Here is a 24,303-nt window from a genome sequence, read left to right as displayed (position 1 = left end):
GCCTGACTTTATTACAAAGCAATTGTTGCCATTAGATTGAATAGATTTATCCAATCCAATAAATCGTCACACTCAAGCTTGGCGAGAGCAATAATAAAGAGGTTTAGTTACAACGAGCTTTGACGTTCACTGAGTTGCTTTTCCATAGCCTGCTTTAATGCCTGCAACTGACCATCAATACTTGCGTCGATGATGCCGACTTCCGTTTCAAGGATACAGCCTCCGTTTTTTAAACGCGCATCGGCAACCACTTCAACGTATCCTACTTCTGGAAAGTCACTCAATACCGATGAAACCTTTTCTCGAACGTCAATGACTTGTTCTGGATGAACATGCAAAATCACTTGCTTTTGGTTACTGACCAACTGTAAAGCTTCACGCACAACACTGACCGTCGTATCAACGTCATCAAAGGTATCGATGATCTTGCGTACAGCATCAAGCACCACACCGGTCATTTTTTGCTCTACCTGAAGGTAGTAATCATTACATTTGGCTAGGGTCGCAATCATGGTCTGGGCGTTTTCAATTTCCGCCTTTTGTAACCCATCTTGGTAACCACGTTGTTTTTCACTTTCGTAAGCCTGTTGAGCACTCTCGACAATGGTGCCTGCTTTAGCATGGGCAGCTTCAACCAAGTGCTGGGAGTCTAAGTAGCTCAAGTACTCTCGAGCTTTTAGTACCTTCAAACCCGGAGCAAGCTGTAAGTTGTCTGTTTTTATTTCAACAAATGAAACCATTGGGGAATAACCTGCTTTGCGATTTTTTTAGTTAGTCGATATGCCAAATCACGCTGAGTTTCTTCTAACCAAGCAACATTTGATGAGAATGCGAAATCTGACTGTTTGAGCTTAAAACGCCATCGCTGTTGAATATTGTCTGGAGAGTTTTTTAGAATGAAACTAAACCAAATCAAGCCAAGCTTTAACGCCTGCTCCTGAATGCTCACGCTGTCGAATTGACTAGGTAACTTGTGTTGCCATCCTTCCGGCCAATCAGAAAGTAGCATTGGACCTTGCTGAATACAGAATTGCATCCCTTCAGACCCAAACGCTGTATGTAGATGTTGCTTTGGCTCCTTGAGTATAACTTGACGCATCGATATACAATGCAGCACACCGCCAACCATGACCAATAGTTTCCTAAGGGACTCAGGTGGCAAAAGTGCTACGCTGTTTGTCGGTATGTTAAAAGTCGACTCGGAAATAGGCGTTAATTCCCACTCTTTTAGCACCCAGTTGTTAAGCATTGGTCTATGTCTCCAACCATCTAGGTTTTCTATCCAAGACTGCTTGTCAGTAAGCCAGCTACTGTCCATGTACTGACACGGGCAATAGTTGAACTGGTGAACAACCTGACTAAGCGGTGTTTCTGGGTTAGCCACGTTTTACATTCCTACGGCACCAAAGATAAGTTGCTACATTCGTTCCAATCATTAACGCCACCATGAAAAGAAGAATGACAATAAAATTATCTACCGAGTCTTTGGTTAGTTGAACAGACAGGATGCTCTCAAATTGATTCCCCTGAGGAGTGATTCGAACCTCAGCAGACGGCACCATTACAACACTAATACGATCGTAATTAAGACCTTCTATACTGTTGTTCACTAGCAACTTTATTTGCGGAACGTAAGAGTCTAGCGCCACATCGGCAGCATGCTTGATGAACACAGAAGCTGAAGCTGGCGTCGGACGCTCTCCAGGACGTAAATCTTTTTCTTCGAGAACCACGTGCACTCGTGCAACAAGAACACCATCAATCTGAGAAAGTGTCGACGATAATTCCTGAGACTTTGCATAGATAAGACGAGCGCGTTCAGCCAATGGTGATGATATTAGATCATCTTTAGGGAATACTTCTTTTAGTGTTGAAAACTCTTCACGTGGATAGCCTTTGCGCTTAAGCGCATCCACCGCGAACGCAATCTGCGAACTATCCACCATCAATTTTACGGTGTTGTCTTTACCCGGCTCTTTGGTTGCTACGACACCTTCAGATAGCAAAATAGATAACATCTCATTACCTTCTTTCTGGCTTATATTGGTGTAAAGCTCTGTTTGACAACCAGCAAGAAACACAACCATAGCCAAGGCGAATACACGCAATTTATTCATCATTTCTTACTGAGCCTTTAATAGGGTTTCTACATTTTGAGTGGTTTTGCCTACAGTCTTGGCAATCAACTCTTCTTGGAAAGTAATACGCGTTAGCGCCCATTGCATTTCCAGCAGTTTCGCAGGGTTATCTCCCACAGCTTCCATGCTGTCTTGTAATGAACTTTTAGCATTGTCGATATTTGACTTTAGTTCACTGATGTTTTCCAACAGCCCACCTTCAAGACCATTGTTGCTTTCAGGTAATGACATCGCTTGATCGAAACGTTCACTTAGTCCGTCTTCTATTTGGGCGTCTTGCACCTGTTCTAGGCTTGTTTGTACTACTTCAGTATATTGCGTGTTGATCATATGACCTCCTACGACAAATCTAACTTATGGCTATGGGTGAGCATGTTTTTAACAATGGCATTTTTTGAAATAACTAGACTCAACTCTTGGCGAACCAAATCAACAACGGGTTTCATCTCCGGAACAGCTTTTAGATCCTCCCAAGCATGCCAAAGGGCTTGTTCCTTATGAGCACTCAGTGAATATTTTTCAGATAGCATTTGCCTCAGCTGATCGTTATCGGAAGGAGGCACAGCTCTAAGTTCATTTGCGAAATCCCCAACAAGCTCCTGCTTAAGCGCATCGAGTAAATTCGAGTTTGCTTCGTCTGTCCCTTTTATTGACTTCTCTTTGTTATAGGCATACCACATAGCTTCTTTCTGCGAAGCAAGTTCGGGGAAAGCTTGTTTTAGTTCCGAGATCAAAGCTTGACGAGTAATATTTTGCTGAGTCTTAATATTCTCATACCAAGCTTTAACCATGGAAACGTCACTAGAAGCTTCAACAACAGGCGGATTTACTTCTTTTTTGGCGTTTATTTCTTGCTGGGTTGATTCCCTCATCAATGAACTCATTCGCGCTTCATCTTGGCGCCGATGTACGCTTAACTCATTTCTGCTCTTTAGGTCAGCAGCTTGCAAGCTTGAGTCAATGATCATCCAAAGTTCCTAAGATCATGACAAAAGCTTTCAGCAAACGCTTTACTCTGTGAACTTCCATTCGCTGCTTGTTGCAGCCAAAGCTCTGCCTTACTAGACAAACCCGCTTTACCCGCAGCCAGGGCAGCAAGAGGGATAAGAGATGCATGATCAGAACACAATGAAGCTAGATGCTGCTCAGCTTGTTCATACATGCCCCTATTCATTAAGCTCATCGCCAAAATCATCGCGACCACCTCTTCAGTCCCTTCTTCTTGTTCGAGACATTCGACGATTGATTGAGCTTCTTTATGGCAGTGCATACCTGTAGCCATCAAGGCCACTGCAGCCAAAAGCTGGCGCATTTCTCTATCCATCAGTTATACCTTTTGCAAAATGGACTGCATCACATCTTTAATTGCTCTGGTCGTTGTAGAGTTGATGTTGTAGATAACTGACCATTGGTTGATGGTGTGCTGCAACTCAGCTAATTTCGATGGATCGTCTGCATTGGCTGAGAGATTTGCGATAGCGTCGGTCACATTTTTATTCGCCGTTGTAGCCTGACTTGTAAGTTTACTTTTAACTTCGTCGAGATTGACTGTACTAGTACCATTGTAAAAAGATGTCATAGTATTTCTCCTTAACTTGGCTGGGAAACGTACTGTTCAAGGACTGCCTGTGCTGCTATATACGCTTCGTGTTGCTTGGTTAATAATTGATATTGCTGAGGATTACACCCTTGATCTAGCTTTCGCTTGACCGAAGTCTGTGCCTGGAAAAGTGTCTCCTTAAGCTTCTTCACTTCTGCTCCAGTTGGATCGTTATCTAAAATCTTTTCAAGATCTGTCATTGTTATTCTCTTCTGAATATCCGAGTTCAATATTGATGACCTGTCCACCTTTCACCAGTTCAATTCCGTCAGGTGTTACACTTGAAATGCGATAACCTTGAGGGGTTCGGGAACCCACCATATAGCGAACATTGTCTGTCAAAATCACATAAGGCACCTGACCAAAATTCACACTACGAAATGGGAAGTCAACGTTAGTTCCTTTGCTAACTTTTGGGATAGATTTCAAAACCAAGTACGGCTTTTCACCATACTGTTCCCTAAATTCTCGAGTTACGCTGTAAAAGCGTGTCGTCTCAATATCATCTAGCTCACCGCGTACTTCCACGCGATCACCACTGGTGACGATTTGGACTTTTTTGAGTAAGGATTCTTTTTCAAGCAACTGCTTCAGCGTATCCATGTACGCTCCTGCCCGCTGCAACTCAACCTTCCACGCGACGAGACCGGGGACATCCCTTTCTAAAATCTGTTCTACTTGACTCCAACGGCTCGCATCATCAATGTATCCTGTTAGCAGCACGGTCCCAGTTTCATCACCGTTCTCAACTTTGACCTGGTGATAACCCAAATTTCGAAGAATAAAGCGAACTCCGCGACGAATCTCTTCCATGGTGCGTAAATCGCTTTTGTAGTTAATCCCTAGTAAGTCAATTCGACGCAATAGTTGTAGTTTTTGGGCACTATCGTCCACATATCCTTCTAGCACCGCTTGGTGAACGTTCGCATTCCATTCGACACGTACATCGTCTAACCCAAGTTCCTTCAAAATATCCCTAACTTGAACAATCGGCTCTGCTTCCGTGGTAATCTCGTTGGCATTGCTATTCACCTGGCTATACCACATACCCGCAAGAATAGCGCTAGGCAGCATACTGCACATCGCTCCAATCAAAAGAGAGCGTTTCCAAGTCGAGGATTTCACCACCTTGTTGGATATATCTTTGGTCACAACTTCTGTTTCACTGCCCAAGATTGCCAAATCATCGTCTGCATGTCCGACAGCAAACTGAACTACCCCAACAGAAACCAAACTACCTCGCTCTAGCTCAACACCATCTTTAACAACATCAACCTGCTCACCCCGTAGCGAAGCTTCGCTACAGCCTTTCAAGATGACATTCTCTAACGTACACTCAAGCGTCAGATGATGACTCTCAACCCCAGCATCTGAAAGTACAAGGTCAGCACCAAAGTCGTCATTTCCTAGTACCAATGTACCTTGAGGTAAAGGGACCTCTACTCCGGAATGCACACCGGATAAGATACGAATTTTCCATTGTTGCATTCTTATCAAGGCTCCTTAGCCGGGCGCATACAGTGTGGTTCTGCATCGCACTGTGTCACTTTAACTCGCCAACCTGTTTGACCAGTTGGCAATTCACACTCTGACAATAGTGAAGACTGAGCGCTTTCCAGCAAATACTTTTGGTAACGCTGTGCTTGCTCTAGGGTCGAACAACTGTATAGCTCTACAGCGGATTTGAACTGTGTACTGTTATTGGAGATATTATTTAGCTGTCCAATATGAGGGCGCAGGTCGTGTTCATTGCCAATAAGCACACTGTCGCCAATGCCATCTACTACGATGCGCGGTTCAATGATGAACATTCGAACAGTGCGACGTGTTGTATTGGTGTTGCTTCTGAACAATGCACCTAAAAATGGTATATCACCAAGGAGTGGTACTTTGCGTAGCTGATGGCTAACTTCATCACGATATACACCACCAATCAGCAAACTTTGTCCTTGCTTCACGGTCGCTAAGGTACTGATTTCGGTCTTTCGAACTGAAGGCAAATCGTCAACACTTCCATCAGGGATCTCAGAACCATCTTCCAAATGCAGGCTTAAGTTAATTTCTGGACGTTCGGCAAAACGATCACCTACAATACGCGGCACAATTCTCAACAAGGTTCCATAAGTCACTTCTTCAAGGGCCGTCGTCTCTTTACCAAGCAGTTTCACATAGAATGTATTGCTGTTGTTTAGGACAGCCTCTACATTTTCTTGCGTTAATAGTGTCGGTCGGGAAACCACTTGGGCACTCCCTTGAGATTCCAATAGACGAATCTGAGCGAGCAAATAGTTCAAGTTACTTGCATCCAGCAGGGATTTAAAGGTCGCACCGCTACCTAAAGTAACATCGCCACCTGCAACATCACCGGTTGTTTTTATATCGATAATGCTATTGTTACCGACAGATACTCCCGCTCGCCAATCTACACCTAACTGACTAATGTCATTTGCACTTATATCTACGATTGAAACTGCAACTTCGATTCGTGATTGCGGTTGATCTAACTGGGCAATTAGCTTGCGATATAAAGGAAGCCTTGATTGCGTATCTCGCACAATGATCGCATTTAATCCGGGCTCAGCTTCAACTGTTGCGCCACCGTGAACAGAAGCAGGCTTTGTAATAACTTCTTGACCTTCACTATCTTCTGCGAGGTTTTGTTCCCTTGAGTCAACTACTTGCGTTTGCACACCAGATACCAATCGACGAAGCACTGCTGCTATGCCAGGTACAATAACTTTCTGATCCCGGTAAGAGATCTCTCTATCAGTAGCGGAAGCGTATTTTAGCGGGATCAACTCAACATAAAGTTCATCGGTAGAGTTTGCTTTCTGTAGCAAACGGCTCTCTAATGCTTCTGCTGTCTGTACGATGAGGTCTACATAACGAGGTGGACCTGCCAGATAAATAAGACCTTTATTCTCTACAGCGCGCCAGCGGTAACGTGAGTCCCAGACCCCGGTCGAAATTAGAGTACTGCGTAAATCCCGTGCTGTTAGTAGTTCAAGTTGCAGAAGCCGAGAACGTGTTTCTGTCGCCTTGTATACGTGCAATACAGCACCGTCAAAGTACCACATCAGGTTATAAATCTGTGCCAAATAATCTAGGAACTCAGCAGGCTTTTCTGGTGTGAATCTTCCACTGATTTTTTCACTGACCTTTTCACTTACAGCAACTGACACACCATAGTTTGCGCCAAAGTTATTAAGTAGTTCTTTAAGAGAGTCATTATCAGCAAAATAGCGAAATGGACGTTGTGGCCAATCAAGAGGAGCAGCCAATAAACTCGTCGAACTAGCACATAGCACAAAAAAAACTAAGCTGAACTTGGTAAGCAATGCTCTCATGGCAGCCACACTGTATGGTTAATTGCGCGGTTTACACGTTCATGCTCTAGTATTTCACTGTAATATTCACACATATTGACGTGTTGGGAGAGCAGTGAAGGAAAGATCACTGAAGACATTTGGTCAAAGGGAGCCTTACCTTGTAACACTAAACGCTGCTCCTTGTTTAGAGTTAACGTTTCTTGACCATCACGTACTGTTTTTAAAGATAACTGCATACAACGCTTAAGCATCTGTTCACTTTGATAATCTAAGTCTTTGTCAAAGTGGAAAGGCAATTCGGTTTCCCATAAAATCCAAGACGAGTGTTGTTTAACTTCGACGTTGAACTGATCGACTTCAATCTCGTAAGTGCCATTTTCATTGGGCGTAAAAGTCCTAACCTCTAGCGTATTTGCTAGAGATTTCATTATTTGATTTAGCATCGTTATGCCTTTATTAAATATGACTCATGTGATTGTAAGCTTGACCAAACTGACCACTTTGAACATCAAAGTAATACAGGTCCACGTCACCTACCGATTGCATGTCTTGGAACCATTGCCACAATTTTGCAACCGCATTTAGATCACGATATATGTGGTCACATGCCTCCCAAATTTCCCTAAGCTCGGGGGCAAGTTGTCTTGCCTGTTCACACCAAGTCTGCCAGGCCGTGAAGAACTCCGGAGAAGTCAGTGCAAACTCAGACAAGGCTTTTAGTGTACTAAGGCAGGGTTGCCATTTTTCCATCAAAACGCGATGCGACTCCGCAGCTTTTTTGTGCGTTTCCTCAAGGGTTCGAAGTTGCTCTTTCACCTGTTGTTGTTGAGACTTTATCAGTTCGAGTTGCTGCTCTACGTAAATCGCACTTGCTTCTTGACCCAGAAGTTTTTCCCAATAGCTACCTTGAATCTGCAGTTGATTCGCCAGTTGCTCAATTTCCACCACATCCAATAACACACCTTGGTCAGATTGGTGATTTACCCATTCGGCAATAGCACAGTGCAGACATAGTGTCAGTGATTTGGGGCTAGCCAGATTATATCGATAACCTACATGTTGATTGATGTATGCCACTCGCTGTTCGTGAGTTGCTAAAGCCTGACTTGCACCTAACCTTGAACCAATTTCCAAAAACAAGCGCATCGCAAATCTATCTAACGGTGCACCAAGCTTCTCATAAGTCTTAACTAGCTGGCTTGAGCACAAAGCATCAATCACATCTCTATTCAACAACCTTTGTAGTAGAGATAGCTGTTCCGAACTTAAGACACCTTCGCTTAGGAGCTGACGGTGACTGACATTAACAACATTTTTACCCTGCGTTTGTTTAGCGGCCTCTTGGTATCGAGCCCCTCTCTGCAAGACTGTGACCTTCCTTTTTGTCACAGAGTTGTCTGGAAAAAGCGAACGGCGTCGCCAATGCTGCTTTTTCATTTTGTCTTCTTTCTCCGCACTTCTTTCGTACACTCCTGAACGAAAGAGGTAAAATTAACATTGAGTATTCGTTTCTATGCTGATGATAATATAATGACTCGCGAACCGACACTTGTAATAAAAGTCAGAAAATTTTAGTCATAAGTCATTTCATTCAGCGATAGCTACCATTTCTTCACCTGATCGTACTTTACTCGGTGTCGTACCAAAACGACGGCGATAGCTCTGAGTAAAATAAGACTGGCTGGAAAACCCCGCTTCCATTGCAATATCGACAATACTCATCTTACTTGTTAGCAATAACTTATGCGCAAATAAGAGGCGGCGTTCACTGATCCATGCCCGAGGAGACATTCCATAATGCTCATTAAAAAGCTCTTTGAACGTCGTAAGACTTGCGCCAAACTCCTGAGCATAATCATTTAGTTTCCATTCTTTCAGATAATGCAATTCCATAAATCTACGCAGTCTTTCCGACGTGCGATTCATCTGTTGAGAGAGTAAAGCATAAAGTTGCTCTCCACCTGCACTATGCAATAGCAAGATCAACATTTCTTCGTATTTTAAGCGCATAATTGCACTTGGATAAGATTGCTCTTCCAACGCTTGCATGCCTGAAATAACTTGCTCGAGCAGGATATTTAAGTCAAATGGAAAAAGTCCCATAATGGCCTTATCCGATTTAGGCAATGTCATCAACAAATCGCTATGTTTTTGCAATAGCTGACTCACCAGCTCATTTTCAAATTCTATAATCATCGACTGGTACTCTTCCCCAAGAGCCGAGTATTCAAACAAATAATCGCCCTGAGACAAAAAAACACCACTGCCAGCAAGAATATTAACTGTACAATCTCCAGTCTGTATTTTTAATTGACCGCTACGAATAATAACAATTTGAGAATGATCTGAATGAAGCACCTCATCAAAGCTTTCTCGAGTTGAAAATCTATGAATTTTCTCAAAACAAGCGCCGAATTTGTCCGTGTTTAATTGGCCTGACACATTCATTTCCTAACCTTCGTCATATTCACTCCCTGCTTTTAAAGCGTGAGAGTTCCAAAGCACTATCAATCAGCGATAACACCCTAATAATGCATTAGTAATTTAAGAAGAAAAGAAAAGAGCACAGTAAGTTAGTAACCAACTATACCCCCCCGTATTTAAAGCAAAATGCTCAAAAACCTCGCATTAAAGCAAGGTAAATAAAACTAAGTATACGAGTTCCCTGAGTTAGAATTTTGGTATTACAGAGAACGCTAATTTTTTATTTAATTAGTAATAACTAAAGTTGTAGTTACTGAGTGTTATATTAATAACTTTGATTTATTATTAGAACAGAATGAATATACTTAACACTACATTCTCAAATTTGAGACACTGTGATTTACAAGCGCTAGTGCGCCCTAGAACATTCATTCTAGTCAAGCCAACCTATTGGAGAACTGAATTATAATCACAAAAATAGCAGTTTAGGCAATAATCATAGGTGATAAATTTCACTGTCCCGATGAGCTGAAAAGTTCAATGTATATCACCCGTGAAGAGTGAAAACCATGTCATATGACCGTATATTAACTATAAGAGAACCCTATTTTAGTAGGCCCTAATTAAGAAAAGACAAATAAACAGGATCTCATTGTCTCAGTTTTGTTGTTAATTTTTTATTGAACTTAACACTATATCAACACGTCTTTCACCAGGTTCAAAATGATATTCAACCAAGCTTTGAGCAACTACGTTTCCTTTATCCAACAACCTTGCTCGTATTTTCATACTTCCATCACCAGCCTGAAGAGGCGAAATCAAAAATGAATACTGAATTGGCAGTTGTATCCCTTTATACTCTTGCGCTGCCGACGTCAAACATTGATTATTAATCACTTGGCACATATCCACTTCTACTCTTGTTGCGACAGGAGAAAAGTAGTCATCTATAGAGATCCAACCGTACACCTGTGCTTGTGATTTCTTACTAAAATCTGAATTTGAGATGGATTGACTGCATCCACTCAAAGCAACCAGAAATATTAGACCGGACCATAAAGGCTTTTTCATTCAAAAAGATCCAAATTTAAATAAACCATAATAAATTGGCGTAAATTTATACAGCCGCCTAGCTAAAATCAACCTCTAAGAGTATATATTTTAAAAAATTGCACGCGTTTAAAAAAGTCAACCTATGGTTTAAAGTATAAGTAATTGTCAGTTCTTTGAATTTCTCAATAATATCTCCACTCTATACATACCGAATTTCTGATGGCACTAGAGTAGAATATCCTCAATCAACAAATAAGTTTTTTCTAATAAAGAAATCATTAATAATAGTCCGTATACAAAAATTAGAAATTGTTCTTAACTCATTGAAAGCACTAGCTGAGTAATGAGCTTCGGTGCACAATTACTGATTACTTCATATAAAAACAGTTAATTCCGGCCAGAATATAAAAAATTACAACGGATAATGATAAACCAAATCCACAGTCTCGCTTATGTTCAATGAGAAAAACCAGAATAAGGATCCAACATATGTCAGCGCGCCAAAAAATAGATGAGGTGCTAACCCAATTCGCTCATCAAATAGGCTTGCCTGAACTACGCTTAACTGACAATGAACTCAGCCTTGCATTTGATGACGCAATACGAGTTCACTTTCTATTTCACCCTGAGCAGGAGACACTTCAATTGGAAGCTGAAGTGGTTAACCTAAGCGTGCTGAGTAGCGATCTTTGCCGTTCTTTACTGGCTTTCAATCATCATTGGCCGGAGTACGAACTATTTTTTAGTCTCGACAACAATAGAAACGTTTTGTGTCTACATAAACTTCTAACTAATGAAAAGCTTGAGTACGCATACTTCGAGTCAGCACTTGCTGAACTTATTACACAGTGTGAATCTTGGGAGTCACTATTGACAGCGTTTGAGACTCCAGAGCAAAACCTTTGCTTGCCGAATACTGCTGACTTAAGGGTGTAAGAATACTATGCCAAATGATATTCAACCCACGAGCAACAACGCTCATGTTTATACCGTAAACTCGTCAACAGAGCGTAATAACGTATCAAAGAAAACCTTTTGTGGGTGCTCAGTCTCTTTACTTGGTTCTTCGGAACATCGGCAACACAAAGCTCAAGCAAAAATCACACTGAACAAACAACTAAATCAGCTAAGTAATATTGCACTTAGCAATGCAGTACTTAGTAATAATAAGCAGTCTGCGATCGACTCGCTCTATAAACGAAAAGTAGAAGTACTCTAAGAACTTTAGGCAGATTTTCAAGCTGGCATGAATGACCAACGTTCTACGCTTTTAACCATAGCCGAAGCATTCTCCATGGCAACGATTTCCGGTATCTCGCTAGCTCATGTTTCTCATACATCGCTAGTGCCATGAACACCTATATCGTGTTTTATTGATCTGCCTGCAATTCTAATGAAGTTCTTTACCTTCCTCTGATGTCATTCAACCAAAGCTTAACCCTATCTTCTGTCGGTATTTGTAGCATTCACTCTTCGCTATACTCAGCGCAAACTCAAGATTGAGAAAGTGAAACTAAGGCAAGATATGACTGACTACGTAGTCTGCGCACTCTATAAATTTGTGCAGCTTGAAAACTATACCGAACTTCAAAAACCTTTGATTGCTCTTATGGATAAGCATCGTATCCGCGGTACTTTATTGCTTGCGAGCGAGGGCATCAACGGGACAGTCGCATCAAGCAGAGAAGGTATCGATGAGCTTCTTGCATGGTTTAAACAAGACGAACGCTTAGCTGACATCGTCTATAAAGAGTCTTTCGATACTAAACAGCCATTTAATCGCAGCAAAGTTAAGCTCAAGAAAGAGATCGTAACTTTAGGCGTAGAAGGTATCGACCCACGCCATGTTGTTGGTACTTACGTTAAGCCTCAAGATTGGAATGAACTGATTTCTGATCCTGAAGTGTTTGTCGTCGATACACGTAATGACTACGAAATTGAAATTGGCACTTTCCAAAACGCGGTCAACCCCCAGACCGAAACATTTCGTGAGTTTCCTGAGTACGTCGCTAAGAACATGGACCCAAGCAAGCATAAAAAGGTCGCTATGTTCTGTACCGGTGGTATTCGCTGCGAAAAATCCACTGCTTACATGAAGCAGCAAGGATTTGACGATGTGTATCACCTTGAGGGAGGTATTCTCAAATACCTAGAAGAGGTGCCGGAAGAAGAAAGCCTTTGGCAAGGTGACTGTTACGTGTTTGACAATCGCGTTGCGGTTAATCATCAGCTTGAAAAAAGCGGTTATGAAATGTGTAAAGCCTGCCGCTTACCCATCACAGAAGAAGACATCAATTCATCCGATTACGAAGAAGGTGTAAGTTGCCCTAAGTGTGCCGACAAACATACTGATGAGCAAAAAGCACGCTTTCGTGAGCGCGAAAAGCAAGTAAAATTAGCTGTAGAACGCGGTGAGGTTCATGTCGGTGGTGATGCAAAACAGACCATTGCTCAACGTCGACAGGAAAAACTTGATCGCAAAGCGGCACAAAGAAAGGGGTAACCCCCCATTTCTTTTAGATTAAAGGGAGCTCTTGCTCCCTTTTTGATATTTAACGTTGTGGGTTTAATGGGCAAAACTTTGTAATAGTATGACATTAAACATAATTTTGTCATTACTATTGTCATTTTCGCGATTATGCCGCTTAAACATATCGCTTCACTTTGCCCATTCTATCTGACCACTAACATACTCTATTACACAATACATAATAATGATCATTCTTACTGCCGATTCATTGAACGTCTCAATGCCCCTTTTAAAAACTGTTAACTTCGAACAGAACCATTTTTACTTCAACAATGGCTCACGTAACTACCGGATAATTAAGCTACAGACTTGTTATGACGAGTTTGAAGTCAATGGCATGTACAGTGCCTGTGAGTCGCGCTATAAGCTCTCGTTAGAGGGTGAAAACGACCTTGAATTTTGGCTGAGTAACGGAAAACCTCTGTTCGCCGCAAACAGTTCTAGCACAGTTGTCAATGTACTAAGTTGATACTTAAACCATCACTTAACTTATAGAATCAATTATAAAAAGCGTTTAGACTTTGCTTAATCATTTGGACGAACTCGAAAGGCAGGATGCGTAGCAAAGGAGTTTGATATCAGCTTAAACGCAATAACATGGATGTTTGGCACTATCGTTTCATTTTGCTTGATGGCAATTGGAGCGAGAGAACTTAGTCAGCAGCTAGATACCTTCCAAATACTCTTTTTTCGCACCATCATTGCACTAATAATCATTAGTGTTGTTATTTTCGGGGCTAAGAGGCGCTACCTATTACGGACTCAACGTTTCAAACTGCATCTTAGTCGAAATCTGTTTCACTTTGCAGGCCAATATGGCTGGTTTCTTGGTATTGGTTTATTACCGCTTGCCGAAGTGTTCGCCTTAGAGTTTACGGTCCCTCTGTGGACTCTGCTGCTCGCATGCCTCTTTTTAGGAGAGCGCCTTACACGTAATAAACTTTGCGCTGCTTTACTCGGTTTTTCTGGTGTGTTGGTCGTCGTCAAACCAGGCCTTGGTATCATTTCACCTGCAGCTCTCATCGTTCTTTCCGCAGCATTTTGCTACGCCGTTGCCCATGCCTCGACCAAGTCTTTAGCAAGTACCGAACACCCGCTTACCATTCTGTTCTTTATGTGTGCAATCCAGTTGCCTATTGGTATTTTCTTTAGTCTTCTTAACTGGCACACCCCTCAAGGCATCGAATGGCTGTGGCTGTTAGTGATTGGATTTACCTCCTTGTCTGCCCATTATTGCATGACCAAAGCAATGCAGTGTTCGGAAGTCTCATTTGTTGTCACTATGGACTTTTTACGTTTGCCAATGATCGCCTTAGTCGGAGTTTTGCTTTACGCTGAACCTTTTCAGATTAGCGTGGTTCTGGGGGCAGGTTTGATGCTGTTGGGTAATTTGATCGGTATTTCATCATCCAAACCGTTGCTAAAGAACCGCAATTAGGCCCAATAAAAAACAAAAAATAGTAAAACCAAGGGTTAGGTTTACTGCACTGGATTAGAGCAAGGAAAGAGACAAATGGATTTATCTTCAAATTTTAGAATGCTGGCGCTTTACAACCAGCGTATGAATCAACAATTGCTCCAAGTCTGCGAGAAGCTCAGCCCACAACAACTCAGCCAAGAGACTCACTCTTTTTTCCCATCAGTCATGGCGCATTGGAACCATATTTTGTTTGGTGATTTAATCATGTTGCAACGCTTGGTCACCAATCAAATTCATCGATTGACTCCACAGCAAATTGAAGCGCTACCCACTGCGAAAGCCGTAGACGATACCTTTGCAACAAACATCGAAGAATTGAAGGCGCTTCGCTCGCTCGTCGACCAGATTTACATCGACATGACGAAGGATTTTACTGCCGAGACTTGTGCAAAAACGGTGATTTATATCACCACCGAAGGGGGAGAAATGAGGCGCAATGTTGGTGAGTTTTGCCAACATATCTTCAACCACCAAACGCACCATCGCGGTCAGCTTACCGCAATATTGGCGCAGCTTGACTGTGACTTTGGTTGTACTGACCTACCCGTTATTGTGCCTGAAGGCTCAAGTGCATTTGCTTAAGACTCAATCCCATACTCTTTCTTTTCTAAAGGATGAAATGAACGAAAGCGTCAAATTGTCTAGCGATAGTCTTTCTGTTTAGAAGATGCATAAACGAATAAGAAGGTTCTCAATGTCTCGATTTTATCTTGTACTCACTGTATTGGGGATTGCCGCTCCATACGCCGCATTCCTGCCTTGGCTGTTCGCTAATGGCCTAAACATTCCACTTTTGTTTGAACAGGCGATAGCCAATCCAATTAGCGCGATGGCATGGCTTGATGTGGTTGTTGCAGCGGTGGCCTTAATTGGCTTTATTCTTGTTGATGGGAAACAGAACCATGTTCGAGGCCGTTTTGTCGCGATCCTCGGGACATTGACTGCTGGCGTTTCGTTTGGCTTACCGCTCTATCTCTATTTAAAGCACAAATAAAGCTTAACCATAAGAATCTTGCAGTGATAACAAAACATTTATCTCAATGATAAATTCCGTTAAGCTGTCGTTACTTCAATGCTATGGATTGCTCAGTTGTTGTTTAGTCGTTCGATACTTTCTGTGTTTGCCGTAACCTGCCTGCTGCTCATCAGTAGTGCGGCGTTGAGCGTGCAAGCCAGTGAGCAAGTTTTCGATCCGATCTCACCTCAACGACTAAGTAGCGAGAACCAATACCAACTTAGCCCAATTGAATGTCCGAAATTGCAAGGCTACAGCGAAGCATCTGCCCATCACTGTTGTGGCTCAAGTTGCCTGCTGAAACTGACCAACAGCCAATCCATCTCTACCGAACAAGTTCCTCTACCGATCCTCGCACCATTAGGATTAGAAACGATTGGTAAAGCCATCACCCGCTCTCGCACTCTGTTTCGTCCTCCTATTGCTTAATTTCCAATTCTAATCACTCATCTCACCGCGACAGTCGCAGTGGGAGGTTAACGCTATTTGATAATCGGAATTTATATAGGAATAAGCGATGAAAAAGCTATTTACTCTTTTCTCTTCTTTGATTTTTGCCTTGTCGATACAGGCTGCGCAGTTTGAGGAAGGAACACATTACAAGGTATTAGACACAGATAAATCGACAACACCAAAAGTGACTGAGTTTTTCTCATTCTATTGTCCTCACTGCTACAAGTTTGAACCTGTTGTTGAGAACCTAAAAGCCTCTCTGCCTGACAATGCCAAGTTGGAAAAAGTTCATGTTGCCTTTATGGGCGCAAACATGGCAGTGCCGATGGCGAAGTCTTACGCCACCATGGTTGCTTTAGATGCGGAAGAAACTATGGTTCCTGCTATGTTCAAGCAGATACATGAACTACGAAGTGCGCCAAAAGATGAGCAAGCGTTACGCCAAATCTTTATTGATAACGGTATTGATGCAGAGAAGTTTGACGCGACTTACAACAGCTTTGTAGTCAACTCAATGCAACGCGGATTCGACAAGCAGTTCGCAAACAGCACGCTTACAGGTGTTCCGGGGGTTGTCGTGAACAACAAGTACATCGTCAAAGCGGATAAGATTCGATCTTATGAAGAGTACAATCAGTTAGTGAACTACCTTCTGACTCTTTAAATCTGATTTTTAAAACTAAAGCCAGAGCATATTGCTCTGGCTGTTTAGATTTCAACAGCTCGCTATCGCCTCTTAGTTTGACTAGCTCGTATTGCCCTGTTGAGTTTGTCCATGAACTGTGGATGACGATTAAGAAATGATTTGGAGATGTAAACACCAAACTCTTTCTCTTCCTGTAAGATAACTTTGTATCTGGGGTTATTTTTGAACCTGTGATTGTAGACTTCTTCTGCCACTAATACGGCATTCACTTCTCGCCTATCTAACATGCTAATTAACGATGTTATACCCTCGGCCGGATGCGCCAAGTTAAAACCCGTTTTCGTCAGCCAACGATTTGTATTGGTGTTTAGCAAGCTAGCGACTGTATACCCTGACTTGGGGAGAGAAGAAAACTCTTCATGATGACTGGTTAATACAACCCATACCCAGCGATTGATCATTACTGACTCTGAGAAAACCGCATATTTGTCGCGCTCATCGTTCTGAGAAGCCATAAAAAAGCCATCTGAGCGTCCAGTTTTTAGCTCAGCCAATGCACGCCCGTGATTAGAGTTAATTTCAATGGTGTAATCTACGCCGACTGAGTCCAGTATCGACTTCATTTTATCAAGCCCAATCCCAGTATGACTGCCTGTGCTGTCAACGGTGGTATAGGGTGGAAAGTCTGGACAGAAGAAGTGCATTTTATACTGTGCGTGTACGTAGCTACTGCCAAAACACAGCCAAGCGAATATCCAAGCGTATAAAGTCCTACTAATCATCAAACTAAGTTATTAAGAATCCATACCTTTAATATAGGCTCATCCGAAAATGTTCACCAATCTAGCGATATGACCTCACTAGCAACTTTTGCTATTGCCGTTATTCGCTACCAATAAGTAGGCACCTTGACCCAAATCGTGATATAGAGACACAAAAGCCAGAGCAAGTTGCTCTGGCTTTTGTGGATAGCGCACAGATGCCGCTCATTGTTCAGACGCTGCTCGCTCCCAATCGGTCAGCAGTTTCATTATCTGCGTCGAGTCATCTGGCGTGGCACTCGGTCTATCGAGTGACTTGCGGCCCAATTCCACTGCCTGTCTAATGTTTCTTACCTGATAATAGAACCCATCTCCTTTAGCCGGTACAGTAACTGTTTGCTGCGAGGTTTCATAAACTTCGACACTGTATTGGTTTTCTTCTGTAGGTAGCCAAGGGTTGGTCGTAAGATTGATTGCGCCTTTTGAACCAAGAATGGTGAAACCATGCTTTAACCCATGGTCTTCTGCTGTGTGCATTTGAGCTGTCACATTTTGGCCAAATTTGAAGATGGCGCTAGACTCACAAAGGTTTCCATCTTGCCCTTTGCGCCCAATGGCTTGAACCTCTGTATTTTCGAAGATACTGTCGCCAAATTGATTTTGCAGGACAAGATGCATCAGTGACACAGGATAACAGCCTAAGTTATACAGTGCGCCCTTACTCTCAGGGTTAACAAATTGACTAATCGCAGCAATGTAAGAGCCTTGGATGCTGCTCACCTCTCCAATTACGCCCTGCTTAAGCGACTCTAAAATGGATTGAATCAACGGGTGATTCAGATACATTAACCCTTCCGCAAAAAACACATCATGCTCGCGAACCGCATCTAACGCGGCATGAGTTTTTTCCATATCGATAGATAAAGATTTTTCACACAATATCGCTTTGCCTTTCTGCGCTGCTTTGATGACATAGTCATGGTGAAGATGGTTGGGCAATGCAATGTAAACCACCTCAACGTCACTATCTTCTATCAACTCGTCCATTGAAAGGTACGTCTTGGCAATAGAGTGCTTGATAGCAAATTCTTCAAGCGTCTGTGGGTTTCGGCCTGCTACCGCATAAAGCTCGCTTTCACTGTCTCCTGCAATCGCTGCTGCCATCACATCAGAGATAAAGCTCGTTCCTAGAATGCCCCACTTCATTATGCTTCTCCCACTTTATGACTGTTAGTTGCACTGACCAGCTCTGTCATACCTAGGGCGATAAACGCTTGTGTATGCGGCATAGCAAAATGCGCCTCAATCGCTGACTGGTCATCGTATCGCTCCCACAATATGACACGTCTAGGGTCGTTAACGTCAAACGTTGCTGTCGCCTGTTGGCAGCCTGACTCCGACTCCATATCCGAGCAAAGCTGTTCAATTGCTTTCCTTGCCACGGCTAGGTCAACATCAGAGTTTACTCTTAGCTCCGCAGTGACAAAAATTGTTGAATCCATTATTCAGTAAACCTTGTTTTCTTCACGTTAAGCTAACCATGTTATTACAGCGCTCAGATTGTTAAACTAGGTCAAAGTTTTTTATTTAACAACTCAGAGTGTTTAATGGACAAGCTCATCAGTATGAAGGTTTTTTGCCATGTCGCCGAACAAGGCAACTTTCGCCTTACCGCAAACTATTTTTCTATGTCAGCAACCATGGTTGGCAGACACATAAAACATCTTGAAGGGTTACTTAACACACCGCTGATTCATCGCACGACAAGAAAGCAAACCTTAACCGACTCTGGAAGAATTTACCTTAAAGAGTGCCAAAGAATACTGGAAGATATCAGCAATACTGAAAGCCTAATCTACGATTTGCAAAACAAACCTAAAGGCACGGTAAAAATCAACGCACCAGTCACTTTTGGGACTCAAGCGCTCGCTCCGATCTTGTCTGACTTTATCATTCAATACCCAGATATCAGTGTTGATCTGGAGCTAGACAACAGTGTTATCGACCCATACAAAAGTGAAGCTGATTTTATTATTAGAATTGGTCAGCTAAAAGACTCCAGTTTGGTGGCAAGATACCTAGGAGAGTATGAGCTTATCTACTGCGCTTCACCCGATTACCTAGCTAGGCATACCAAGATTATTCAGCCTGACGACCTGACTCATCACTCTTGCCTTGGTTTTCGCTATCACGATATTTCAGAGACTCCGAGTACGAAATCGGATTCACGGCAACATATCAAGTTGATGGCGAACAATGGAGAGGTGCTCCGAAAAGCCGCTTTGAAAGATGTTGGGGTTGTTATGCAGCCTCGCATTTTACTTGAGCAAGATCTGAAGTCAGGCGCACTTGAGCAAGTGCTAGAGAGCTTTCCTCTGCCAACAAAGCCTATTCATCTTGTCTATAAAGACAAACAGTTATCGCTAAAAGACCGAACCTTTGCCGACTATCTGCTAAGAGCTTTAAGACCTTGACAATACGCTCTCCAATCCGCTTTTACTACAGACAAACAATAGCTAGAAAGTTAGTATGTTCGCTAAAGTGGATAAAGATATTATGGAGAGCCTCACTGTGGCACTAGAAAAGTTCAACGATATTTACCAACGCGCAGCAGAGCGTAAAGGTGGGGAAGCAAACCTAGAGTCATTACTATCTAAGCCATTGCCATTGGATCAGCTGAGACAGATTTCCAATGATCGCTGGCTATCCGCATTCAGTATGAAGGTGTTTCAAAGTGGCATTTCTTGGAAGGTAGTGAGAAACAAATGGCCTAACTTTGAAGAGGTGTTCTTTGCTTTTAAGATTGAACCACTCTTGATGCTTTCTGACGAACAATGGGACAACAAAGCGTCCGATACTCGAATTATTCGCCATCACGCCAAAGTAAAATCCATTCAAGCGAATGCTCAAATGCTGCACGAAGCTTCTCTACAGCATGGCTCATTTTCCAACATGGTCGCCAATTGGCCAAGTGAAGACATTACGGGGCTGTGGAGTTATCTCAAGAAACATGGTAACCGCCTTGGTGGTAACACAGGCCCATACAGTTTGCGCCAGATGGGTGTCGATACCTTTATCCTCTCGGGTGATGTAGAAAGCTATCTACGTAACTACAAAATCATTGAAGGGGGCAAAGACACCAAACGCTCTCTTGCAGCAGCCAACAGCGCTTTTACTCACTGGCAACAAGAGAGTGGTCGCTCACTGACAGAAATTAGCCAGACCATTGCGTTCAGTTGTGGTGATAATCGAGTTTGACAGGAGCAGTGTGGTGAAAGATGACAACGAATTTGACAAGCTTGCTGATGTTTTAAGACAACTAACTTCACTTTCTGATCAGTCTCTTGCTCAAATCAAAGCCCATGGTCGTTACGTGAAATATGACTCTGGTGAGCACGTTTTTCTTCCCGGTGACGTGACACCAGAAATCAAATTTATATGCTCAGGTATGGCATGTCACTACTACGTTAAGCCAGATGGGACGAGGCGTAATAAAACTTTTCTTCAAACTGGCGAGGTCGCGTCTAGCCTTTCTTCGATGCAACAGCTTTCGCCTGCTCGTTTCGGTTGCGATGCTCTTTCAAATGTCATCTGCTTTTGTATTAAATACCAACAATTTCAGAATCTTCTAGCTAGCAACTCAGAGATTCAAGCTTTGTCACAAGCAATGCTAATGCGTTTAGCGCTAAAGAAAGAGAGCAGAGAAGCCGATTTGCTTTTATTGTCACTCACTGAGTTATATCAACAGTTCTGCGCGCAATATCCTGAATTAAGTCAATCACTTCCAAACTATCATATCGCATCTTATCTTGGTGTTTCCGAAGTGTCCTTGTCACGTGTACGCGCCAAGCTTGGCATACAAAACCCATACAACAGATCACCTTAACGGGCCATTTTAACCTTTGTTAAAGTTATCCCTATCGCCTTTGTTTATCTTGTTGCTAACAACAACAGACAAAGCGAGAACATCATGCGACATGAACCACTTATCGGCAAAACAATCGTTGTCACGGGCGGCAGTTCAGGGATCGGCTTGGAGCTGGTAAAACGTCTTCAAGCAGAGAACCAAGTGATTGTCATCGGCAGAGACAAAACGAAACTCTCACAATTGGAAGCTCGTGGCATTGTGACGTTTAGTATGGATATAAGCCAAAAAGAAGAACGAGGTGCATTTTATCGGTGGCTTGATGAACACTACCCACAATTCGATGTACTCATTAATAACGCGGGATGGAGCCAATCACACAAGCTTGCAGAAAGACTGCCTACCAGCCACAACGAAGACGCTTTAGACGATTATGAACTCGAGCTCAAACACAACTTAGAGGCTCATATTGGCATGTCACTAGACGCTCTTCCGCGTTTGCTTAAACAACCGAGATCATTGCTGATCAACGTAACAACAGGTTTGGTCTACAACCCCAAAGCATCCAATCCATTTTACTGCGCCGCAAAGGCTGGGCTACATAGCTTCACTCAAAGCTTAAGAGAGCAAACAAAAGATTATGACTTAAATGTCATCGAAGTTTTGCCACCTCTTGTGAATACTCCTTTCCATAAAGATGGCTTGCCAAATACCGTAAAAGCAATGACACCACAAAAAGTCGCGCAACAAATCTTGTCACAATTAAAATATAACCGCACAGAAATTAGAATTGGCCTATCAAAGTTAGCTTATGGATTATCGAGGTTGCTACCTAACCTCGGATTCCATATCGTTAACCGCGGCTAACCATGCTGGTTTGTAAACGGATGACAGCCTCAGCTGCCATTAGTTTCTATCTATTTAGCCACTGCTCGCGAGTGATTTTAAATAAGCAGTGGCGCTCTAATTCGTGACCTTTCGCTAACTTGGGATGGTCAAAGTCTTGCCCTGTGTTGCTCATGCCAATTTTTTCCATCACCCTTTGTGAAGGTAGGTTTGGCAAAGCAGTAAATGAGTAGACATGCTCTAGCTTCAATTCCGTGAAAGCAAACGCCAAGGCAGCTTGAGCCGCTTCGGGGGCATAGCCTTTACCCCAATGTTTGCTATCTAGTCGCCAGCCAATTTCGACAAACGGCGCATTAGGTAAACCACTTTCTTCACTTTGCGCAAGCAGACCCACAAAGCCAATAAACTCTTGAGTACTTTTTAGCTCAACCGCCCAAAAGCCATAGCCATTGTTATCTATATAGCTGCGTGCACGTCCTACTTGAGCTAGGGTCTCTTCGCTGGTCATAACTGAGGGGAAATAACGCATCACCTGCTCGTTAGCATTGATCAGGCAATAGGGTTCAATATCTGAATCTTTCCATTGTCTTAACTTGAGTCTTTTTGTTTCTAGCACAACTACTCCTCCTGATTAGCGTTGTTTATATTTTAATATGCACTATGTTTTATAGATAAATTCGAAATTTGAACTCACGAAGATGGAAAGGAATCTCTATGTTTCTAACGAGACTGATCTATGCAAGCACGATTTCAGAAGGGTTTGATCTTACAACAGTTGAAAACATCATCCATGCTGCGAGAGAGAATAATCAATCACTTGATGTAACTGGGCTACTTTGCTTCGATCACCACTTTTTCCTTCAATGTTTAGAAGGGTCAAGAACGAACGTCAATCATATCTATCAACGGATTCTCAATGATAAGAGACACAACAATATTATTATGCTCGACTATCAAGAAATCAGTGCTCGAGAGTTCAGCAATTGGTCGATGGGCTACATCCCCTCTTCCAGCCTGACAGCTCCAATCAATCTAAGATATTCGGGTTCGAGTGAATTCAATCCTTACAAAATGTCTGGAGAGAGCGCTTATAAGCTGTTGCTTGAGCTCAAAGAATCTCTACCATCCGTTTAATGCTCGAGTGTTCCTATCACTTTTTCGCATAACTTCTTGAGCATGATTAGTTCATCGAGGTCGAGTTGAATCTTACATTTCATCTCAGCGGGGATGGCGAGTGCTTTAGCTTTAAGTAAACGACCCTCTTCACTGAGTTTTAACACCCTAACCCTTTCATCTAATTCACTTCTTCCTCTTAGGACAAAGCCTTTAGCTTCAAGCCGCTTCAATAAAGGGGTTAACGTGCCAGAATCGAGATGCAATCTTGCACCAATATCCTTGACGCTAATCCCATCACTTTCCCACAGTACCATCATGACAAGATATTGGGAGTAAGTGAGGTCTAGGGAGTCTAATAACGGGCGATAGGTTCGAATCACCGCATTGGAAGCGCTATAGAGCGGAAAACAAACCTGATTCTCTAACAATAAACTCTCTTCTTCAGTTAGCTGTTTCTTGCTATCGCAGTAACTCATTCCACCACCCTTTTAAATTAAATTGCGCACAATATACTTGCATTCAAACTTTGTTTCGATCTAACATTGCAAACAATTAGATTGTGCACAACTTAAAATAAGGATACAAACATGACTACACTATACAAAACTCAAGCAACAGCACTAGCAGGCAGAAATGGTTCGGTTAAATCAGACGATGGCTTACTTGAATTAGAGCTTGCTTATCCGAAAGAAATGGGTGGTACTGGCGCTGCTACCAACCCAGAACAACTATTTGCGGCAGGTTACTCAGCCTGTTTTTCAAATGCTATTTTGCATGTGGCCCGCGAAGGTAAAGTGGCTTTAAAAGAAGCACCAGTGACAGCAGAGGTTGGGATTGGTCCGAACGAACAAGGCGGTTTTGCGCTAACGGTAAGCCTTGCTGCATCAATCGACCTACCTCAAGAACAAGCACTTGAGCTCGTGCGAGTTGCGCACCAAGTGTGCCCTTACTCAAACGCTGTGCGCGGTAACATCGACGTAGAAGTCACGGTAAATGGCCAAGCAATCTAATTTGATTTAATTGGTATAGACGAAAATGCCGACCCAA

The 24,303-nt window shown here is 42.7% G+C and carries 34 protein-coding genes; 15 read left to right on the top strand and 19 right to left on the bottom strand.

Annotated elements, in window-relative coordinates:
* Positions 1-107: 107 nt before the first annotated feature.
* The 14 genes from AC6R00_RS21805 to AC6R00_RS21740 form a co-directional block, all read right to left on the bottom strand.
* Positions 108-740 (bottom strand): HrpE/YscL family type III secretion apparatus protein, encoded by a 633-nt coding sequence (locus tag AC6R00_RS21805; protein ID WP_004745574.1) that lies wholly within the window; start codon positions 738-740, stop codon positions 108-110.
* Positions 719-1,384, bottom strand: a complete 666-nt coding sequence (gene vscK, locus AC6R00_RS21800; protein WP_171321300.1) for a SctK family type III secretion system sorting platform protein VscK — start codon at positions 1,382-1,384, stop codon at positions 719-721. The genes AC6R00_RS21805 and vscK overlap by 22 nt, the downstream gene beginning before the upstream one ends.
* Entirely contained in the window at positions 1,377-2,120 is a 744-nt protein-coding gene (gene sctJ, locus AC6R00_RS21795) for a type III secretion system inner membrane ring lipoprotein SctJ (protein WP_004745576.1), read from the bottom strand. Before sctJ ends, vscK begins: the two co-directional genes overlap by 8 nt.
* Positions 2,121-2,123: 3 nt before the next feature.
* Positions 2,124-2,468 (bottom strand): type III secretion system inner rod subunit SctI, encoded by a 345-nt coding sequence (gene sctI, locus AC6R00_RS21790; RefSeq protein WP_004745577.1) that lies wholly within the window; start codon positions 2,466-2,468, stop codon positions 2,124-2,126.
* 8 nt (positions 2,469-2,476) lie between these two features.
* Positions 2,477-3,106 (bottom strand): YopR family T3SS polymerization control protein, encoded by a 630-nt coding sequence (locus AC6R00_RS21785; protein WP_004745578.1) that lies wholly within the window; start codon positions 3,104-3,106, stop codon positions 2,477-2,479.
* Positions 3,103-3,462 (bottom strand): YscG family type III secretion system chaperone, encoded by a 360-nt coding sequence (locus AC6R00_RS21780; RefSeq protein ID WP_004745579.1) that lies wholly within the window; start codon positions 3,460-3,462, stop codon positions 3,103-3,105. Before AC6R00_RS21780 ends, AC6R00_RS21785 begins: the two co-directional genes overlap by 4 nt.
* Before the next feature lie 3 nt (positions 3,463-3,465).
* A complete protein-coding gene (gene sctF / locus AC6R00_RS21775; RefSeq protein WP_004745580.1) occupies positions 3,466-3,717 on the bottom strand; it encodes a type III secretion system needle filament subunit SctF in 252 nt (83 codons plus the stop codon).
* 11 nt (positions 3,718-3,728) lie between these two features.
* Positions 3,729-3,938, bottom strand: coding sequence for an EscE/YscE/SsaE family type III secretion system needle protein co-chaperone (locus AC6R00_RS21770; protein ID WP_500641903.1), 210 nt, complete (start codon positions 3,936-3,938; stop codon positions 3,729-3,731).
* The gene (gene sctD / locus AC6R00_RS21765) at positions 3,925-5,226 is read right to left on the bottom strand and encodes a type III secretion system inner membrane ring subunit SctD (protein WP_500641902.1); all 1,302 of its coding nucleotides are present in this window, start codon (positions 5,224-5,226) and stop codon (positions 3,925-3,927) included. The genes AC6R00_RS21770 and sctD overlap by 14 nt, the downstream gene beginning before the upstream one ends.
* A gap of 5 nt (positions 5,227-5,231) precedes the next feature.
* Positions 5,232-7,085, bottom strand: a complete 1,854-nt coding sequence (gene sctC / locus AC6R00_RS21760; protein ID WP_171321291.1) for a type III secretion system outer membrane ring subunit SctC — start codon at positions 7,083-7,085, stop codon at positions 5,232-5,234.
* Positions 7,082-7,510 (bottom strand): YscB family type III secretion system chaperone, encoded by a 429-nt coding sequence (locus AC6R00_RS21755; protein WP_239825558.1) that lies wholly within the window; start codon positions 7,508-7,510, stop codon positions 7,082-7,084. The genes sctC and AC6R00_RS21755 overlap by 4 nt, the downstream gene beginning before the upstream one ends.
* 13 nt (positions 7,511-7,523) lie before the next feature.
* Complete coding sequence (locus tag AC6R00_RS21750) at positions 7,524-8,504, bottom strand: T3SS regulon anti-activator ExsD domain-containing protein (protein ID WP_500641901.1); 981 nt, start codon at positions 8,502-8,504, stop codon at positions 7,524-7,526.
* A gap of 150 nt (positions 8,505-8,654) precedes the next feature.
* Entirely contained in the window at positions 8,655-9,515 is an 861-nt protein-coding gene (locus tag AC6R00_RS21745) for a helix-turn-helix transcriptional regulator (RefSeq protein WP_004749294.1), read from the bottom strand.
* 645 nt (positions 9,516-10,160) lie between these two features.
* Positions 10,161-10,562 carry a YscW family type III secretion system pilotin gene (locus AC6R00_RS21740; protein ID WP_171321284.1) on the bottom strand — a complete coding sequence of 134 codons (402 nt, stop codon included), beginning with the start codon at positions 10,560-10,562 and terminating at the stop codon, positions 10,161-10,163.
* Positions 10,563-11,033: 471 nt separating this feature from the next.
* Here AC6R00_RS21740 and AC6R00_RS21735 point away from each other — a divergent pair, with 471 nt between their 5' ends.
* From AC6R00_RS21735 to AC6R00_RS21695, 9 genes are all read left to right on the top strand, one after another.
* Positions 11,034-11,480, top strand: coding sequence for a CesT family type III secretion system chaperone (locus AC6R00_RS21735; RefSeq protein ID WP_004742995.1), 447 nt, complete (start codon positions 11,034-11,036; stop codon positions 11,478-11,480).
* Between the two features lie 7 nt (positions 11,481-11,487).
* Positions 11,488-11,763, top strand: a complete 276-nt coding sequence (gene exsE2, locus AC6R00_RS21730; RefSeq protein ID WP_425665894.1) for a T3SS regulon translocated regulator ExsE2 — start codon at positions 11,488-11,490, stop codon at positions 11,761-11,763.
* A 306-nt stretch (positions 11,764-12,069) separates the two neighbouring features.
* The gene (trhO, locus tag AC6R00_RS21725; protein ID WP_500641900.1) at positions 12,070-13,047 is read left to right on the top strand and encodes an oxygen-dependent tRNA uridine(34) hydroxylase TrhO; all 978 of its coding nucleotides are present in this window, start codon (positions 12,070-12,072) and stop codon (positions 13,045-13,047) included.
* Between the two features lie 247 nt (positions 13,048-13,294).
* Positions 13,295-13,543 carry a hypothetical protein gene (locus AC6R00_RS21720; protein WP_414931195.1) on the top strand — a complete coding sequence of 83 codons (249 nt, stop codon included), beginning with the start codon at positions 13,295-13,297 and terminating at the stop codon, positions 13,541-13,543.
* Between the two features lie 132 nt (positions 13,544-13,675).
* A complete protein-coding gene (locus AC6R00_RS21715) occupies positions 13,676-14,512 on the top strand; it encodes a DMT family transporter (RefSeq protein WP_500641899.1) in 837 nt (278 codons plus the stop codon).
* 75 nt (positions 14,513-14,587) lie between these two features.
* On the top strand, positions 14,588-15,136 hold the full coding sequence (locus AC6R00_RS21710) for a DinB family protein (RefSeq protein ID WP_500641898.1): 549 nt from the start codon (positions 14,588-14,590) through the stop codon (positions 15,134-15,136).
* A gap of 112 nt (positions 15,137-15,248) precedes the next feature.
* A complete protein-coding gene (locus AC6R00_RS21705; protein ID WP_500641897.1) occupies positions 15,249-15,548 on the top strand; it encodes a DUF2834 domain-containing protein in 300 nt (99 codons plus the stop codon).
* A gap of 78 nt (positions 15,549-15,626) precedes the next feature.
* The gene (locus tag AC6R00_RS21700) at positions 15,627-15,998 is read left to right on the top strand and encodes a hypothetical protein (RefSeq protein WP_500641896.1); all 372 of its coding nucleotides are present in this window, start codon (positions 15,627-15,629) and stop codon (positions 15,996-15,998) included.
* Positions 15,999-16,086: 88 nt separating this feature from the next.
* Positions 16,087-16,686, top strand: a complete 600-nt coding sequence (locus AC6R00_RS21695; protein WP_500641895.1) for a thiol:disulfide interchange protein DsbA/DsbL — start codon at positions 16,087-16,089, stop codon at positions 16,684-16,686.
* A 62-nt stretch (positions 16,687-16,748) separates the two neighbouring features.
* Here AC6R00_RS21695 and AC6R00_RS21690 read toward each other — a convergent pair whose 3' ends face one another.
* The 3 genes from AC6R00_RS21690 to AC6R00_RS21680 all read right to left on the bottom strand — a co-directional run bounded on the left by AC6R00_RS21690 (position 16,749) and on the right by AC6R00_RS21680 (position 18,931).
* Positions 16,749-17,450 carry a substrate-binding periplasmic protein gene (locus AC6R00_RS21690; RefSeq protein ID WP_500641894.1) on the bottom strand — a complete coding sequence of 234 codons (702 nt, stop codon included), beginning with the start codon at positions 17,448-17,450 and terminating at the stop codon, positions 16,749-16,751.
* Positions 17,451-17,654: 204 nt separating this feature from the next.
* Entirely contained in the window at positions 17,655-18,635 is a 981-nt protein-coding gene (locus tag AC6R00_RS21685) for a Gfo/Idh/MocA family protein (RefSeq protein ID WP_500641893.1), read from the bottom strand.
* Positions 18,635-18,931: a putative quinol monooxygenase gene (locus tag AC6R00_RS21680; protein ID WP_500641892.1), complete on the bottom strand. Its 297-nt coding sequence runs from the start codon at positions 18,929-18,931 to the stop codon at positions 18,635-18,637. Before AC6R00_RS21680 ends, AC6R00_RS21685 begins: the two co-directional genes overlap by 1 nt.
* Before the next feature lie 105 nt (positions 18,932-19,036).
* On the opposite strand from AC6R00_RS21680, the gene AC6R00_RS21675 reads away from it, so the two are divergent.
* From AC6R00_RS21675 to AC6R00_RS21660, 4 genes are all read left to right on the top strand, one after another.
* Positions 19,037-19,903 carry a LysR family transcriptional regulator gene (locus tag AC6R00_RS21675; RefSeq protein ID WP_500641891.1) on the top strand — a complete coding sequence of 289 codons (867 nt, stop codon included), beginning with the start codon at positions 19,037-19,039 and terminating at the stop codon, positions 19,901-19,903.
* A 97-nt stretch (positions 19,904-20,000) separates the two neighbouring features.
* A complete protein-coding gene (locus AC6R00_RS21670) occupies positions 20,001-20,687 on the top strand; it encodes a DNA-3-methyladenine glycosylase I (protein WP_500642223.1) in 687 nt (228 codons plus the stop codon).
* A gap of 13 nt (positions 20,688-20,700) precedes the next feature.
* Complete coding sequence (locus AC6R00_RS21665) at positions 20,701-21,315, top strand: Crp/Fnr family transcriptional regulator (RefSeq protein WP_500641890.1); 615 nt, start codon at positions 20,701-20,703, stop codon at positions 21,313-21,315.
* Positions 21,316-21,399: 84 nt separating this feature from the next.
* Positions 21,400-22,161, top strand: a complete 762-nt coding sequence (locus AC6R00_RS21660) for an SDR family oxidoreductase (protein ID WP_500641889.1) — start codon at positions 21,400-21,402, stop codon at positions 22,159-22,161.
* 46 nt (positions 22,162-22,207) lie between these two features.
* Here AC6R00_RS21660 and AC6R00_RS21655 read toward each other — a convergent pair whose 3' ends face one another.
* Positions 22,208-22,756 carry a GNAT family N-acetyltransferase gene (locus AC6R00_RS21655; protein ID WP_500641888.1) on the bottom strand — a complete coding sequence of 183 codons (549 nt, stop codon included), beginning with the start codon at positions 22,754-22,756 and terminating at the stop codon, positions 22,208-22,210.
* A 98-nt stretch (positions 22,757-22,854) separates the two neighbouring features.
* Between AC6R00_RS21655 and AC6R00_RS21650 the strand changes: the two genes are divergently transcribed.
* Positions 22,855-23,274 (top strand): BLUF domain-containing protein, encoded by a 420-nt coding sequence (locus AC6R00_RS21650; RefSeq protein WP_500641887.1) that lies wholly within the window; start codon positions 22,855-22,857, stop codon positions 23,272-23,274.
* Here AC6R00_RS21650 and ohrR read toward each other — a convergent pair.
* Complete coding sequence (gene ohrR, locus AC6R00_RS21645; protein ID WP_500641886.1) at positions 23,271-23,732, bottom strand: transcriptional regulator OhrR; 462 nt, start codon at positions 23,730-23,732, stop codon at positions 23,271-23,273. The two genes, AC6R00_RS21650 and ohrR, sit on opposite strands and share 4 nt — an antisense overlap.
* 111 nt (positions 23,733-23,843) lie before the next feature.
* On the opposite strand from ohrR, the gene ohr reads away from it, so the two are divergent.
* Positions 23,844-24,266: an organic hydroperoxide reductase Ohr gene (gene ohr / locus AC6R00_RS21640; RefSeq protein WP_500641885.1), complete on the top strand. Its 423-nt coding sequence runs from the start codon at positions 23,844-23,846 to the stop codon at positions 24,264-24,266.
* Positions 24,267-24,303 lie beyond the last annotated feature (37 nt).

The sequence above is a fragment of the Vibrio sp. R10-SF1-ISO8 genome (assembly GCF_059833805.1).
This window is presented reverse-complemented; position numbering and strand designations above follow the sequence as displayed.

Excerpts from the sequence above, each read along its gene's own strand:
- AC6R00_RS21660 (WP_500641889.1), top strand. The coding sequence starts at position 21,400 with ATGCGACATGAACCACTTATCGGCAAAACAATCGTTGTCACGGGCGGC.
- AC6R00_RS21750 (WP_500641901.1), bottom strand. The coding sequence starts at position 8,504 with ATGAAAAAGCAGCATTGGCGACGCCGTTCGCTTTTTCCAGACAACTCT.
- AC6R00_RS21755 (WP_239825558.1), bottom strand. The coding sequence starts at position 7,510 with ATGCTAAATCAAATAATGAAATCTCTAGCAAATACGCTAGAGGTTAGG.
- AC6R00_RS21705 (WP_500641897.1), top strand. The coding sequence starts at position 15,249 with ATGTCTCGATTTTATCTTGTACTCACTGTATTGGGGATTGCCGCTCCA.
- AC6R00_RS21785 (WP_004745578.1), bottom strand. The coding sequence starts at position 3,106 with ATGATCATTGACTCAAGCTTGCAAGCTGCTGACCTAAAGAGCAGAAAT.
- AC6R00_RS21710 (WP_500641898.1), top strand. The coding sequence starts at position 14,588 with ATGGATTTATCTTCAAATTTTAGAATGCTGGCGCTTTACAACCAGCGT.
- AC6R00_RS21805 (WP_004745574.1), bottom strand. The coding sequence starts at position 740 with ATGGTTTCATTTGTTGAAATAAAAACAGACAACTTACAGCTTGCTCCG.
- sctD (WP_500641902.1), bottom strand. The coding sequence starts at position 5,226 with ATGCAACAATGGAAAATTCGTATCTTATCCGGTGTGCATTCCGGAGTA.
- AC6R00_RS21690 (WP_500641894.1), bottom strand. The coding sequence starts at position 17,450 with ATGATTAGTAGGACTTTATACGCTTGGATATTCGCTTGGCTGTGTTTT.
- sctJ (WP_004745576.1), bottom strand. The coding sequence starts at position 2,120 with ATGATGAATAAATTGCGTGTATTCGCCTTGGCTATGGTTGTGTTTCTT.
- AC6R00_RS21695 (WP_500641895.1), top strand. The coding sequence starts at position 16,087 with ATGAAAAAGCTATTTACTCTTTTCTCTTCTTTGATTTTTGCCTTGTCG.
- sctI (WP_004745577.1), bottom strand. The coding sequence starts at position 2,468 with ATGATCAACACGCAATATACTGAAGTAGTACAAACAAGCCTAGAACAG.
- sctF (WP_004745580.1), bottom strand. The coding sequence starts at position 3,717 with ATGACATCTTTTTACAATGGTACTAGTACAGTCAATCTCGACGAAGTT.
- AC6R00_RS21780 (WP_004745579.1), bottom strand. The coding sequence starts at position 3,462 with ATGGATAGAGAAATGCGCCAGCTTTTGGCTGCAGTGGCCTTGATGGCT.
- exsE2 (WP_425665894.1), top strand. The coding sequence starts at position 11,488 with ATGCCAAATGATATTCAACCCACGAGCAACAACGCTCATGTTTATACC.
- AC6R00_RS21735 (WP_004742995.1), top strand. The coding sequence starts at position 11,034 with ATGTCAGCGCGCCAAAAAATAGATGAGGTGCTAACCCAATTCGCTCAT.
- AC6R00_RS21770 (WP_500641903.1), bottom strand. The coding sequence starts at position 3,938 with ATGACAGATCTTGAAAAGATTTTAGATAACGATCCAACTGGAGCAGAA.
- AC6R00_RS21745 (WP_004749294.1), bottom strand. The coding sequence starts at position 9,515 with ATGAATGTGTCAGGCCAATTAAACACGGACAAATTCGGCGCTTGTTTT.
- AC6R00_RS21680 (WP_500641892.1), bottom strand. The coding sequence starts at position 18,931 with ATGGATTCAACAATTTTTGTCACTGCGGAGCTAAGAGTAAACTCTGAT.
- sctC (WP_171321291.1), bottom strand. The coding sequence starts at position 7,085 with ATGAGAGCATTGCTTACCAAGTTCAGCTTAGTTTTTTTTGTGCTATGT.
- AC6R00_RS21675 (WP_500641891.1), top strand. The coding sequence starts at position 19,037 with ATGGACAAGCTCATCAGTATGAAGGTTTTTTGCCATGTCGCCGAACAA.
- ohrR (WP_500641886.1), bottom strand. The coding sequence starts at position 23,732 with ATGAGTTACTGCGATAGCAAGAAACAGCTAACTGAAGAAGAGAGTTTA.
- trhO (WP_500641900.1), top strand. The coding sequence starts at position 12,070 with ATGACTGACTACGTAGTCTGCGCACTCTATAAATTTGTGCAGCTTGAA.
- AC6R00_RS21720 (WP_414931195.1), top strand. The coding sequence starts at position 13,295 with ATGCCCCTTTTAAAAACTGTTAACTTCGAACAGAACCATTTTTACTTC.
- AC6R00_RS21715 (WP_500641899.1), top strand. The coding sequence starts at position 13,676 with ATGTTTGGCACTATCGTTTCATTTTGCTTGATGGCAATTGGAGCGAGA.
- AC6R00_RS21740 (WP_171321284.1), bottom strand. The coding sequence starts at position 10,562 with ATGAAAAAGCCTTTATGGTCCGGTCTAATATTTCTGGTTGCTTTGAGT.
- AC6R00_RS21700 (WP_500641896.1), top strand. The coding sequence starts at position 15,627 with ATGCTATGGATTGCTCAGTTGTTGTTTAGTCGTTCGATACTTTCTGTG.
- ohr (WP_500641885.1), top strand. The coding sequence starts at position 23,844 with ATGACTACACTATACAAAACTCAAGCAACAGCACTAGCAGGCAGAAAT.
- AC6R00_RS21650 (WP_500641887.1), top strand. The coding sequence starts at position 22,855 with ATGTTTCTAACGAGACTGATCTATGCAAGCACGATTTCAGAAGGGTTT.
- AC6R00_RS21685 (WP_500641893.1), bottom strand. The coding sequence starts at position 18,635 with ATGAAGTGGGGCATTCTAGGAACGAGCTTTATCTCTGATGTGATGGCA.